At 55.1% G+C, this 236-nt stretch carries 1 pseudogene; it reads left to right on the top strand.

What is annotated here, in order from left to right:
- Nucleotides 1–236: pseudogene (locus WG8_RS27540) on the top strand (glycosyl hydrolase 53 family protein); the annotation flags it as partial.

Genomic DNA, 236 nt, shown 5'->3' with positions numbered 1-236 from the left:
GGCAGCTTTGAACAGAGCGACCGGAGCATGTGGAAGATTACCTACGGCAACGAAAGCACGCCGCACACGGACTACCAGCACAAAGCTTCCGATGCGAAGTCGGGCCAGTATTCGCTGCATTTTTATTCGGCGGATGCGGTCAATTTCCAGGTGGAACAGGCTGTCTACGGTTTGAAGCCGGGCTACTATGATCTCTCGATGTCAATCCAGGGCGGCGATGCGAAGAACGCGCAGAT

It is taken from the genome of Paenibacillus sp. Aloe-11 (assembly GCF_000245715.1).
GTDB classification, from domain to species: domain Bacteria; phylum Bacillota; class Bacilli; order Paenibacillales; family Paenibacillaceae; genus Paenibacillus; species Paenibacillus kribbensis.
The sequence above is the reverse complement of the archived record's forward strand: the minus strand, read 5'-3'. Positions and strand labels throughout refer to the sequence as shown.